Annotated in this window: 4 protein-coding genes; all 4 read right to left on the bottom strand. The window is 55.4% G+C overall.

The window, feature by feature from the left end:
• Positions 1 to 192: 192 nt before the first annotated feature.
• Entirely contained in the window at positions 193 to 1,323 is a 1,131-nt protein-coding gene (locus FF011L_RS25520; protein ID WP_145354744.1) for a serine hydrolase domain-containing protein, read from the bottom strand.
• 45 nt (positions 1,324 to 1,368) lie between these two features.
• On the bottom strand, positions 1,369 to 2,655 hold the full coding sequence (locus FF011L_RS25515) for an HD domain-containing phosphohydrolase (RefSeq protein ID WP_145354743.1): 1,287 nt from the start codon (positions 2,653 to 2,655) through the stop codon (positions 1,369 to 1,371).
• A 247-nt stretch (positions 2,656 to 2,902) separates the two neighbouring features.
• Positions 2,903 to 5,491 carry an ATP-binding protein gene (locus tag FF011L_RS25510; protein ID WP_145354742.1) on the bottom strand — a complete coding sequence of 863 codons (2,589 nt, stop codon included), beginning with the start codon at positions 5,489 to 5,491 and terminating at the stop codon, positions 2,903 to 2,905.
• A 5-nt stretch (positions 5,492 to 5,496) separates the two neighbouring features.
• Positions 5,497 to 13,632 (bottom strand): Ig-like domain-containing protein, encoded by an 8,136-nt coding sequence (locus FF011L_RS25505; protein ID WP_145354741.1) that lies wholly within the window; start codon positions 13,630 to 13,632, stop codon positions 5,497 to 5,499.
• Positions 13,633 to 13,749: the final 117 nt, after the last annotated feature.

Here is a 13,749-nt window from a genome sequence, read left to right as displayed (position 1 = left end):
TGCTGCCAATTGCGAGAGCGAAACGGAACTCTATTGGCTAGTGAACCGCTGCGTCGTTTTCTTGTCGATGGTCAAGCATGAAGAGGACTGGGGACATAACCGTGCATTGCAGTCAGCTGGGCGTGGTCGTTCGAGTAAGCCCGGTTTGACGCGCCGCATGAATTCCGTTTCGGGTTTGTCGCGGCTGTCGATTTAGCGATTGTCGCCTTTGAAATGGTCGGCGATGAGCGCGAGGGCGGCGTCGTTGCAGGATTTGCCGTCAGCTTGGTTGCAGGCGATGACGACCGCGAAGTCCTTTTCGGGTGCTAACCAGACGACAGCGAACCACATCGTGTTGCTGCCTATGTGGGTAAGGGCGCTGCCGCCAGCCCAGGGTTGCCCGTCGGAGATAAACCAGCCCATCGCGTATTTCGGATCGCCGGGGGCAGCGGAAGCGGGCGTGTGGAGCCTTTCCAATGTTTCGGGTTTAACCAGTTGGGTCTTGCCAGATCGCAGGTTGGCAGCGACGTACTTGGCCAAGTCTCCGATCGAGCAGTGGACGATGCCGGCGGGACCGATGGCGACCGGGTTGTCGGCGGCGGGGCCGGGTTCGACGGGGGAGCCGTCGGGTTTGTGTCCGCGGGGTTGGTCGTTCTTGATCCGCGTACCGGGCGGACCGAAGCCGGCGGTCGTCATGCCCAGGGGCCGAAAGACCTTCTCTCGCACCAGGTCTTCCCAGGATTCGCCGGTGACTTTTTCGGCCATGTGACCGGCGATGGAAACGCCGGCGTTAGAGTAGATGAACTTCGTGCCGGGAGGGGCTTCGGGCGGCTTCCGCGTGACCCCCGTAAGGAGTCGCCGGCGGGCGTTTGTGGGCGTCCCCTTGAACTGCCAAAGTTCGCCCCACAGTCCATCCTTCTCGAGCGCTCCAGGGGCTCCGCCGCGGTGCGTCAGGAATTGTTCGAGCGTGACGGCTTGGTACTGGGGGTGAATCGATTCCTTCAGTTCGGGGAAAGTTTCGCCGAGGGTCTGAGACCATTTCATTTTTCCCTCATCGACCAGGATGCCGCAGAGCATGGCGGTCATCCCTTTGGTCACCGAGCCGATATGGAAGTGATCGGCGGCTGCGATTTTGTCGTCTTTGCCACGCGTGCGGACGCCGGCAACGCCGACGGCGACCGTTTCGCCGCTCTGGATGACGGCCACGGCCATCCCCGGCACGTCATGCTTCTGAACGATGGGAGTCAGTAGCGGAGAAACGTCATTGGGCGGCGGGGAATCGGCGCGAACCGTGACGGGGATGAAGCAGAGCAGGGCGATCGCGATGGAAAGGATGGATTTCATGCGAGTGATTCCAAGTAGGAGCGCCGGTGCTGGGGCTGGCGCAGTCTAGGTCAAATCGACCAAGTCTAATTGGATTTGGATGATCTCGGGGCTTGCTGCAAAGAAAGCGTCCAGGACACGTGAATCAAATTGCGTTCCGCGCCCTTCTTCGAGGATTGCGAAACACTTTTCTCTTGGCATCGCTTTCTTGTACGGCCGGACGCTGCTCAGGGCATCGTAGACATCGGCGACGCTGGTGATCCTTGCTTCCAGAGGAATATCATCCCCCTTCAATCCGAGCGGGTATCCCGTTCCGTCCCAACGTTCGTGATGGGAAAGGGCGATCGTCGCTGCTAGCCGCAGCAGTGGACTTGCTTGAGCCGCCAGCAGTTGGCCGCCTGCCATCACGTGCTTGCGAAGGGTGTCGGCGTCGGCTGAGGAATGAGCCCGGATGATCGAATTGCCGATCGCTGCATGCCGTTTCATGAAATCCATTTCATCGGGATCAAGACGCCCCGGTTTATGGAGGATCGCGTCGGCGATGGCGATTTTTCCGACGTCGTGCAGCTGAGCCGCTAATTCAATGTTGCTGACCTCTTCTTCGCTGAAGCCCATTCCTTTTGCAATGATGCCGGCGAATCGTCCCACGCGGACAACATGATTGCCTGTTTCGGTGTCACGGTACTCCGCCGCTCGAGCCAAACACTCGACCACTTCCCGCCGCGATACTTCAAGTTCTGCCGTTCGTTCTTTGACGCGGCGTTCTAGTTGTTGGGTATACCGTGCCATCTGGTTTTGAAAGGCACGGGTCACCAGCGTGTTGCGGACTCGCGGCAATAGATCATTTGGGTCGACAGGTTTTGCCAAAAAGTCGGTCGCGCCTAAGGAGAGGCAGGTCTGTTTGGTTTCGCTGTCCGTATTGGCGGTGATCACAAGGACAGGGACAAACCGCAGGCGGCTATGTTTCCGCATTTCGCCGAGGATGTCGATCCCTGAAACGTCCGGCATCATCACGTCCAATAACAGCAAATCGGCTCTTTGCTGTTCGATCCATTCCATTGCATTGGTGGAATCGGTACTCGTCTGGATGTTGGTGTAGCCCGAACCTTCTAGGTATCTCTTTAAGACTCGGACGTTGGCCGATTCATCATCGAGGATCAGGATTTTGGCAGCGGTTAAGGTCTGCGGGCCAAATGAACCATTCGCTGGCGCGGCATCGGACGGTAGGTCTTGAGCTGCTGGTTTGGTGGCTGCAACATGACTCGGAGCCGCGACTTCGCTTGCGGTCGGCGACGCGGATACACCCAATGAGAAGTCTGTGCTGTTTGTGGGTGAATAGTCCGCTGAAGCCATGGTAAAACCTTTTAAAGCAGGCGAGAGGATCGCCGAGCTATGATTAACCGCAAAGAAAAGTATGATTTAGCACTTATCGTCCTTTCGACGTCTCCCGCTTTAATGGGAGCCGTTAAGGAACCGGAAACAATCAAACTGTATTGCTAGCCGATTCAATGGAGGGGACGTATGCGAACCAAACCGATATCGTTCTCTTCGTTGGGAGTTGAGCGTTTTTTAAACGTTTCCCAGACCGGTTGGTGATTTGCTAGGTGGGGACTTCGACGCGGCCGATTAGTTCTTCTAATTCTGCGACCGTAGCTTGGCAGGTGGTGGCGTTGCCCGCTCGGGCTGCGACCTGCAGACGTTCTGACGGTTCGACCAAGGGGAGGAAACCGGTGGTCCCTGCGGATCCTTTTAACCAGTGCGCTAGTTCGCTGAGGTTTTCGTAGTCTTCGCTCGCTAGCAGCTGTTTGATTTCTTCGAAACGTTGCTCCATCCGAGGAACGAACTCTTGCACGATTTCTCGGAACTCTTCGTCATCCATTGGTAGAGCGGACCGAACGGGCGCTTTGGAATCGACCTTTTGTGCGTCGATTTCCTGCTGCAGTTCCTCGACATCCGCCTGCAGTTCTTCTTCGACCGTGGGGAATTCGAGCGGTGGGATTGCCGGTAGCTGCAGCATCGTTTCGTCGATCGCTGGTTCGGGTTCGACCTTCTCGATAGGGCGTGGTTCACAGCCGACAAACTGGGCAACGGTTTGGACCAATAGGTCGACATTGACCGGTTTGGTTAGGAATTCGTTACAGCCCGCTTCAATGCAGCGTTGACGATCGCCTTTCATTGCGTTGCCAGTGAGCGCGATGATCGGCACATTGCAGCCGGTCGATCGGATTCGCTGTGCCGCTTCGTAACCGGTCATGACAGGCATCTGCATGTCCATCAGGACTAAGTCAAAGTCTTGTTCGCTGACCGCTTTGAGGGCGTCTCGGCCGTCGCAGCCCAGATGGGTAACGGCTCCGGCGCGGCGAAGAACCAATTCCAGCAGGCGGCGGTTGGCCTCGCCATCGTCGACGATCAAAATCCGTTTGGCTGGCAGACGCAACGTCTGAGCGGCATCGTTCGTATCGGTCAACTCTTCTAGGTCCGCTTCGATTTCCTCAATCGACATCAATCGTGTCCCACGCAGTGATCCGGTGGGTAGGCGGACCAGGAACGTGCTTCCTTTATCGGGAACGCTGGATACCGTCAGTGTTCCCCCCATCGCCTCGGCGAACTGGCGGCTGATCGCTAGCCCTAGCCCGGTCCCTCCAAAGCGACGCGTTGTCGAGCCGTCTGCTTGCTGGAATGCATCGAAGATCTTTTTCTGCTGCTCCGGTGTCATCCCGATGCCGGTGTCTTGAATCGATGCTTCGATGTGTGGCTGTCGGCCTCGGACCATTCGGATTTCGATAGTGACGCCGCCGCGCTCGGTAAACTTGAGGGCATTGCCGGTCAGATTGGTCAGGATCTGGCGAAGCTTGGTCGGGTCGGACTGAATGAATTCAGGCAGCTCCGATTTGAATTCAACGTTTAGCGATAGGCTTTTCTCGGAGGCGCGTTGAGACAACACCGAGCGGACATCGTGGGCGATGCGGGCGACGGAACATTCAATCGATTCGACTTGCAGGCGCCCCGATTCAATTTTGGAAAGGTCCAGGATGTCGTTAATCAGTTCCAGAAGGTGGTGCCCACTGCGGTGGATCATGTCGAGGTATTCGACTTCTTCCTCTCGACTGGTGGCCATCCCGCGGCGAAGAACGTCCGCAAACCCAAGGACCGCATTTAGCGGAGTTCGAATTTCGTGGCTCATGTTGGCGACAAAAGCACTTTTGGCGGCACTGGCGGCGTCGGCCTGATCACGTGCATTGCGAAGTTGAATCTTGATTTCTTCCAGATGGGTCACGTCATCGCAACAGATCATTACCCCGCGGACGACCCCGCCTGCGGCCAACACGGGCGAGCAACTAACGTTGAGGGTTCGTTTGGTCCCATGCGAATCAACCAGTTCCAACATTTGACCGACGAGTGCCTGACCTTCTTGCTGCGATTCTTCCCAAGGTAACAGGTCTCTTACGGTACCTTCAGGATGTTCCCCTTTGGTGTCGGTTTCTAACCACGGCAAGCTGCGAATTGGACGGCCGACCAGTCTTTCCGCTGGCATTTGCAGAAGGTCGGAGAAAACGCGGTTCGCAAACCGAATCGTGCCCTTGTGATCGACCAACAGCAGGCTTTCTGCAAGCACATCCAAAGCTTCTCGAACCCGTCCCGGAACTGCCGCATTGGGGTCCAACTGTTTCAGCATCCGGCCGAAGTAGAACCAAAAGAGGATGCAGGTTGCGGCGCCGACCATCAATGGGAATGCGATCGCACGTTGGCGGATCACACCAAGAATGCCAGGGTGGGTGAGCGGCGTAAAGACGACTTCGACAGAACCCCAAGGTTGACCATGGGCCAGCAAGGGGGCGCGGACTTGATCGACTGTCGAGGTTTGCCCCGGTTCAAGGTGCCAGTGTTGTTGATGATCCCCGGTGTTATTCAGAAGGCGGCCATTTTCACGTCGAATGCCGACCGAGATGACTTGCGGATTGTGGGCGGCGATCGCCTGGAGGGTGTTGTCCATCGTTCGGACTTCCCCCTGAGCCAACAACGCCGAACTGTAAACGGCGATCGATTCGCACAGGTGGGCGCGGCCTTGAGCGACCGCGGGACGTTCGTCCGGTAGCAAACCTAGAAATGCACAGGTCAGCAAACAGCTGGCAACAATTCCAGCTGCACCGATCGCCAGTCGCAGGCGTGCTGTGATCTGACGATTCATAGGGTCTATGCCGGGTTAACGGGAACTGGTGACGCGTGCGAAGTTGGCTCGGAGGGACGCTCCTCTTCTTCAACCATCGATTCAAGGGACTCGTCGTCACTTTCGACAGAACCGCTCGAATCGAGGATGGCCATCGGGTCCATTAGACGCCACATCGGCAGATTGGCCATCAAACTACTTAACAAAATGCCTCCACGTATCACCCAAACGACATACCCCACGGTAATTCCGGTCGTGGCGGTAACAGTTGCCCCAATCGTTAAATTCGCCGTAGAGATCGACTGACCCATCTGGTCTTGCATCGAACCAAGGGCTTGCCACAGTTGAGGTTGTGCCAGAGCGGCGTTGACGCGAGTCGTTGCCGAAGCCAATGCGGACTGGGCTAGGTCTTGTGCTTCCGCCCCGTTTTGTGATCGGCTGCCCACGTCGCTGGTGCGGTTTGAATTCAGCACGATCAATTCAATTTGCCCCAATTCCAACGATTGCTGCGGGCTGTCGGAACTCCCGGGATCGGCGACCTCGGTAACGGCTGGCTGCAAACTGCTAGATGGTTTGTTGGCTGGCTGATCGGACGTTTGCTGAGGTACTGGGGAAACGGTACTCTCTTGCGTCGCTTCACTCCCCGAATCGGTGTCCGCTTCCTCTTCGCTCGCTTGGATTTCCGGAATGATAGCTTCAGGCGGCGCTGGACGTGCTTGCGGTGCGATTGGGACGGGTTGCTGGATCGGAAGGATGTTGATGGTAACCGTTATAACTTCGCTGCCGGATTCCCCGTCAAAGACGCGATAACTGAATTGGTCGACGGTATGGGTGTCGTTGTGGTGATCATAATGGAAAGACCCATCTGCATTCAGCGTAAAGTCCTCGGCATGATCGGGGCCAGAGACAAGTTCGATCCGTAGAGTGTCACTTTCTGCATCGATATCGTTTTGCAGTACGCCATTGATAGCCGATACGTTTAGCTCGGAACCTGCGAGCAGGGTGTAACTATCACTATTGCCAACAGGGGCATCGTTCACCGGGGTCACATTGACCGTGACGGTCGCTTGATGCGTCGAAGTCCCATCGCTGATTTCGTAAACGAACTGGTCGACTGCTGTTTCACTCCCGTCGTGCGTGTAGGTAAACGATCCGTCGGCGTTCAAACCGAATGCCAGCGCATTTGAAGGCCCTGAGACCAAACTGGCCGTTAACGTGTCGCCTTCAATGTCCGAGTCGTTTTGAAGCAACCCGATGCCTGCTGGGATGCTGATCAGGCCCCCTTCGCTAATCGTATAAGCGTCAGGCAGTGCTATGGGAGCATCGTTTACGTCGGTGATTGTCAACGTTACCGTCGCGGTTCGCGTGACCGTTCCATCGCTGATTTGATAAGTGAATTGATCGGTTGCCCCTTCGTTTCCGTTGTGAGTGTAGGCAAACGATCCGTCCGCATTCAATGTGAAGGACGCAGCATGGGACGGCCCCGTGACCAGGCTGACGGTTAGCGTATCGCCGTCCACGTCGCTGTCGTTGCTAAGCACGCCCGTTCCAATAGGAACGATGCGAGATCCGCCTTCGGCAACGGTATACGCATCGTTTTGTGCAATCGGAGCATCATTGACCCCGGTGATTGTTAGGTTGACCGTCGCATTTCGAGTGACCGTACCGTCGCTGACTTGGTAGGTGAACTGGTCGGTTGCGGTTTCACTTCCATCGTGGGTGTAAGAAAAGGATCCGTCAGCATTCAGTGTGAACGATGCTGCATTGGTAGGTCCTGACACCAGGCTTGCCGTTAGCGTATCGCCTTCTGCATCGCTGTCGTTATTGAGGACTCCGGTTCCCACCGGAATCGTTAGCGATCCCCCTTCGGCAACAGTGTAGGCATCGTTTTGAGCGACCGGCGCGTCATTGACTGCCGTAATTGTTAGGTTGACTGTCGCATTTCGAGTGACCGTACCGTCGCTGACTTGATAGGTGAATTGGTCGGTTGCGGTTTCACTTCCATCGTGGGTATAAGAAAAGGATCCGTCAGCATTTAGCGTGAATGACGCTGCGTTGGCAGGTCCTGACACCAGGCTTGCCGTTAGCGTATCGCCATCTGTATCGCTGTCGTTATTGAGAACTCCCGTCCCCACTGGAATCGTTAGCGATCCCCCTTCGGCGACGGAATAGGCATCGTTTTGAGCGACCGGAGCATCATTGGCTGCCGTTATCGTCAGGTTGACCGTTGCATTTCGAGTGACCGTACCGTCGCTGACTTGATAGGTGAATTGGTCGGTTGCGGTTTCACTTCCATCGTGGGTATAAGAAAAGGATCCGTCAGCATTTAGCGTGAACGATGCTGCGTTGGCAGGCCCTGATACCAAACTTGCCGTTAGTGTATCGCCCTCTGCATCGCTGTCGTTGTTGAGGACCCCTGTCCCCACCGGAATCGTTAGCGATCCCCCTTCGGCGACGGAATAGGCATCGTTTTGAGCGACCGGAGCATCATTGACGGCCGTAATCGTCAGATTGACCGTCGCATTTCGAGTGACCGTACCGTCGCTGACTTGATAGGTGAATTGGTCGGTTGCGGTTTCACTTCCATCGTGGGTGTAGGAGAAAGATCCGTCAGCATTCAGGGTGAACGATGCTGCGTTGGCAGGTCCTGATACCAAGCTTGCCGTTAGCGTATCGCCCTCTGCATCGCTGTCGTTATTGAGGACTCCTGTCCCCACAGGAATCGTTAGCGATCCCCCTTCGCCGATCGTGTAGGCATCGTTTTGAGCGACCGGAGCATCATTGACGGCCGTAATTGTCAGATTGACCGTCGCATTTCGAGTGACGGTTCCGTCGCTGACTTGGTAGGTGAACTGGTCGGTTGCGGTTTCACTTCCATCGTGGGTGTAAGAAAAGGATCCGTCAGCATTTAGCGTGAACGATGCTGCGTTGGCAGGTCCTGACACCAAGCTTGCCGTTAGCGTATCGCCGTCAACGTCGCTGTCGTTGCCCAGTACGCCCGTTCCAATGGGAACAACACGCGAGCCCCCTTCGGCAAGAGAGTAGGCATCGTTTTGAAGGACGGGCGCTTCGTTCACATCGCCGATCGTCAGCGTAAAGGTTTCGGAATCATCCGGACTTCCACCGACCGTTGTATCATCGACCGATACGGTCACGGAGTAACTCGTTTTGGATTCGTAATCCAGGACGGTACCCGATCGTAGATAAAGTGCGGAACCGATGATTTGGAAATGAGCGGCATCGGTGCCACTTAGTTGTAGTGAATTGGTGCCATTGCCGTCATCGTTAACGGTGATGTTTGTGATTAAAACCGCGGAGCTAACATCCGTATCTTCCTGGGTCGTAAGAGAGGTCGAATCAAGGGTTAGCGTAGGGGCCGTGTTGGGGGCTGCTGCTAGGATGTTTGCGGCGAATTCCGAGGTGTTCCCCGCTGCATCGGTAGCGGTTGCGGTGACCGTGGAACCGACATTAAAATTCGTTACGGCTTGACTGAAAGTGAAGGTTCCCTGTCCTGTGCCATCCGTGGTAACGGTGGTGGAACCGAGGTAGGCTTCCGCTTCACCATAGCCGCTAAGATCGACATCGGCTTTGTAGAAATCGATGGTGAGGGTTTGGTTGGCGATGCCATCAAATGCGCCTTCGATGGTCACGCTGCCACCACTGAATATGGCGGATCCCAGCAGCGGATAGTTCTGGCCAGTGTTCGCGCCAGAGTCGACATCTCCGGCATCATTTGTCCCGACACCATCCAGGTCCAAGTCGATCCCCAGCCCGGTACTTCCGGTGATGATGTTGCCGCGAATGCTGTTTTGGCGTGCCGTGGCAACGCTTGCGATTCCGACCCCGTTATTGCGAATCACGTTTGCTTCGCCCGCACCGACTCCACCGACGGTGTTTTGTTCGCTGTTGGTTCCCAGCCCAATTCCGTAGGTCACATTCCCTAGGCCGGAATCGTTTGCCGAATTGGTTCCGATCCAGTTCCCTTGGATCGTGTTGTTGTCGGCTTCTTCAAGGAAAATGCCGTGTTGCAGCATTCCGACAATCACGTTCCCTTTTTCACTGGTGGTACCACCGATTTCATTTAGCGAACTTCCATCGAGGTAGATCCCGGATTCGCCATTAGGCAGCAGGGTGGCGCCGTCGCTTGCCAAGCCAATCTCGTTGCCCCAGATTTGGTTTGCCGTCGCCGTAGCATTCTTAAGCAGGATCCCGTTCTCTCCATTTCCGCCGATCCGGTTTCCGTCGCCAGCGGAGGAACCGCCGATGAGGTTTCCTGAGCTCAGAACGGTGATTCCCGATTCGTCGTTACCTTGTGGAGTCCCTGAGGCTTCTCCGGATAAGCGGTAATCGCCGATCCAGTTCGCTTGCAATTTGTTATTCACTGCCGTCGCGACGACGGAGATTCCGCTTAAACCAAAATCACGAATCAGTAAACCACGAATGGTGCTGTTGCTGCCGCCGGTACCTATCTTGATCCCATCTTCTAGGATTGCACCACCATCTAATGCGATCAGGGGGCGATCGACGTAACCGGTTTGCGTTGTCGCGTCGATGTTGACCGCATCGGTGATCGTTGGCAAAGCGGAGGTGACGTCGATAACCCAAGGTCCGATTTCGCCTATTTCAAACTGAATGCGGTCGGGACTTGAATTCGTATTCGCAGTATTGTTCGTCGCTAGGATGGCTTCACGCAGAGAGATTTTTCCATCGGCTCCACGATCGAGCAGCAGGTTTGCAATCGAGCTGGTGTCGCCATCCGCGACGTCCGATTTTGTGTCGACGGTGAGGAGTGACGTCGGAGTTTCGAAGGCTCCGATGTCCGCGCCGCCCATTCGCATCTGTCCGGTTTGGTCGAATAGGGAGGTCCATACGTCCGTCGCACTATCGATCGCGGTACTTGCCGCGTCCAATGCATGGGTTTGCCCGACGCCCCCGTTATAGGCCAGCGTTTGCAATAACGGGTCGACGTTATTTTGATCTGTCAGTTCCGCAAATCCGGCCGTTGCATCGCCGTCTAAGTTTCCGCCGAACGACGTAAACGTGGCGTTCGCATTGTTGCCACCGGGATTGTAGAGAATCGAATTGGAGACCTTGATTTTGTCGCCGTCGTCGGTCGTGTGAATCCCGTAGGTCGACGCTGCAGTGTTAAAGGCGATGGTCGACTGAGAAATGGTAAGGTTTTGATCGGTAAGGATTGCACCTCCAGTACTGCCAGCTTGGTTTCCGCTAATGGTCACATTGAACAGAAACGTGGACGCATCGGTGGTCAGACTGGCAATCGCTCCGCCATTCGCCCCGCTGCGATTGGCACGCAACGTTGTATTTTCGAGAAACAGGACTCCTGAATGGCTAATAGCGCCGCCGTTACCACCTGCATTGTTGGTATCTAGTTCTGCATTTTGGATTGCAATTTCTCCCGTGTTGCCTTCAATGGCGCCTCCGTTGGCCGACGAGAAATTGGCTGTCAATCGAATCTTTGACCCGCTGAAATCGCTTGCGTCATCCAAGCGAATGGCGCCGCCCGACGTGCCATTGCCACCGGTGAGTGTCAGCGAGGACATCGATAGACTTGCATCGTTGTCCGCAACGAATGTCGTCGTCATTAGCCCACCATCGATAATCGTTTCGGTGATCCCTTGCCCTTCAATAAAGATGTCTTGCTCAAACGTGTGACTATTCGATCCAGTGAAAGTGTAGGTTCCCGCTGGCAATATGATCCGTACGGCGTGGGCTTCATTGTTGGCTGCTTGGATCGCTTCTCGTAAAGAGATCTGGCCGTCGGCTCCGCGGTTGGATTTCAGGTCCGCGATGCTTGTTGTTGTCCCGTCGTTGGTATCCGCGGTGGTGGTGACCGTTACTTCCTGAGTATGGAGCGTGGTGTGTTGAATCCCATTGGAGATCGAAGGACCATTAAATTCGGCCCAAATGACGGCAATGTTATTTTGATCCAGCATGCCGATACTGACGTTTTTAGCTGTCGGCGCAGAAAGATCGATTTGCTCTTCCCAGCCGATCGATCCATTGGCACCAAACCGTCGCAACGTGATCCCATCGTCTCCGTCCCAAGCGATGACAAAGTCGCCGGATTCATCCAACGCTACGTCAGGAGAGTGATGGTCGATGGTTAGGTTTGCCGCAGCAAATTCAACATTGCCGATCCTTTCGCCAGCAGCATTTATCCGCTGGTAGCGGACCTGTGATTTATTGGGAAGCATTTGCGCTGGCGATTCATCCCAGGCGATAACCGCTTCGCCGATTTCGCTCATTGCCAACGAACTGCGTCCGGCCTCATTGGTGGAACTTAAGAGGATTTTGTTAGAGAGTATTCCTCCGCGGTAGGTTGTGTAATACATTCCACCATCTTCGTTCCAGGAAACGATGACATTCTGGTTTTGATCGATACCAACGGAGGGACCGTGTTGATTCGTCCCCAAGGAGACCTGTACTCGCGCGGCGTCGACGGCAGTTCCGGCTGCATTGAATCGTTGGAAATAGATTGTCGAATCGCCTGCTGTTTTAGCTTCCCAAGAAACCACGAAATCGCCTTGCCCATTCATGGCAACGGTGGGAGCGACCTGTTCTGGAGAGAGAGTGTTCAGTGTTAAGGCAGCGCCGATGGTATTGCCGGCCGAGTCATATCGCTGTGCAAAAATTTGGTCGGTATCGTTGTCGACACCAACGACAACGAAATTCCCGACATCATCGATGGCGACACTCAACTGGCTTCCGTGCAGCGGAGTTGAGGCTCGTTTGATCAACGTGCCGTCTGTGTCCAGCAGCGAAAATTCGCTTTTGCTGGCCAATCCAATCACGCTCCAGACGGCTACCTGTTTGCCGCTTTTAGAAACGGCAAGCGACTGGGCGGAACCGCGGTGCTCGCTGGAATTCGTTTCGGATGCAAGGAATGTATTGGCAATCCACTGATTGGCATTGTCGAATTCAGCGACGACTCCGATCTGAACGGTGTGTGAATCGGTCAGCGCGGTCCCGGTGCCAGAATTTCCAAGGTCGTCCACGGAAATCAGTAACGCTTGCTGCCCGGTTTGAGCGTTCGTTCGTTTGTACAGCAGGCCGTCCAGGGCGGTGTTGATGTCCGCTTGGTCGCCGCGGAACGTTACCGTGCCATCTTCGGTTCCATCTCCGGTGACAAACGTTAATCCTGTCGTGGACGCAAGGGTCAAGTTCCCCGAACCGACGCTGATCTGAACTTCGATCGCAAGACTGCCCGCGTCGGTATCGCTTACGGTGATCGCGTTTCCGCGGTCGTTTGAAAAGGTGATTTCGCCACCGGCGGACATTGTTTCGCCGCTGGGGGCTTGAATCGTGGGGGCAACGTTGGCCGCAAGCACGTGATGCCACGCTTGCTGGAATTCGGCAGAGAATGGGATCAGGGTGTCAATCGTTCCGATTTCATATTCCAGTTGCCAGTCACCGTGCTGGTTGGCATGCCCGGTCACGTCATCGCTGGCAGCAACGTCGGCGCCGGTGGTTGCGGCGATATTCTGCAGTAACTGACGGCCGTCGGCGCTGCTTGCCAGATCGCATCCATAGACGAGCAGGTCGGCATCGGAAGTTAACGCTGCAGACCAACTGGCAAACGACGCGGAATGGGCTGCAAATTGTTCATTGTTCAACCAGGTGTTGCCCAGTTGGATGCCTTGTTCGTTGCCGTGCGTCAGCAAGTGGATTTGGGTGATTCCGTCTTGGCTTGCCAAGTATTGGCTGATCTGATCGATTCCATTTTGTTCACTATCAAGCAACAAGAAGTCGACATCGGCTGATTCGGCCAGTTCAAGATCGTTTACCAGCGCATCGAGGTCTTGGACCGTAGGATCGATGATGACCAAGGCTCGCTCTTTCGCTTGAGCCGACATCGAACTGGACTTTTCTGGCGTTGTAACCGTTACAGCTGGTTCAAACTGAAGCGGCGTGATCGCTTCAGTTCCTTCGCCGATCGCCTGAGCGATGGGGGAAGCACTTAAGAGGATGCGGTCCTCCAGTCGCGCGGCATCGATTCCGCTGGAGGGACGTGCTTCACTGACAAGCGTTTCCCTAAGTAGGTATCGCGCCCGGTTTGACCAGTCTTCGCACCGATTTCTTAACCGCGTCAACGGAGTGGCGGTGCGTGTGGTGCGGCGAGCGGTTTGGCGACTTTGAGGCATCGTTTAACTGACTGTGAAGAAAGGCAACTGCGGGGCGACGGTCCATAAAAAACCTAGGTTGGATTTATTCTTGTTAGCGTCCCGAACCAATGCGGTTGAACTTCTTGCGGTTTCTGT

This window comes from Roseimaritima multifibrata (genome assembly GCF_007741495.1).
GTDB classification, from domain to species: Bacteria; Planctomycetota; Planctomycetia; order Pirellulales; family Pirellulaceae; genus Roseimaritima; species Roseimaritima multifibrata.
Note: the sequence above shows the minus strand (reverse complement) of the source record. Positions and strands in the feature narration are given on the sequence as shown.

Excerpts from the sequence above, each read along its gene's own strand:
- FF011L_RS25520 (WP_145354744.1), bottom strand. The coding sequence starts at position 1,323 with ATGAAATCCATCCTTTCCATCGCGATCGCCCTGCTCTGCTTCATCCCC.
- FF011L_RS25515 (WP_145354743.1), bottom strand. The coding sequence starts at position 2,655 with ATGGCTTCAGCGGACTATTCACCCACAAACAGCACAGACTTCTCATTG.
- FF011L_RS25510 (WP_145354742.1), bottom strand. The coding sequence starts at position 5,491 with ATGAATCGTCAGATCACAGCACGCCTGCGACTGGCGATCGGTGCAGCT.
- FF011L_RS25505 (WP_145354741.1), bottom strand. The coding sequence starts at position 13,632 with ATGCCTCAAAGTCGCCAAACCGCTCGCCGCACCACACGCACCGCCACT.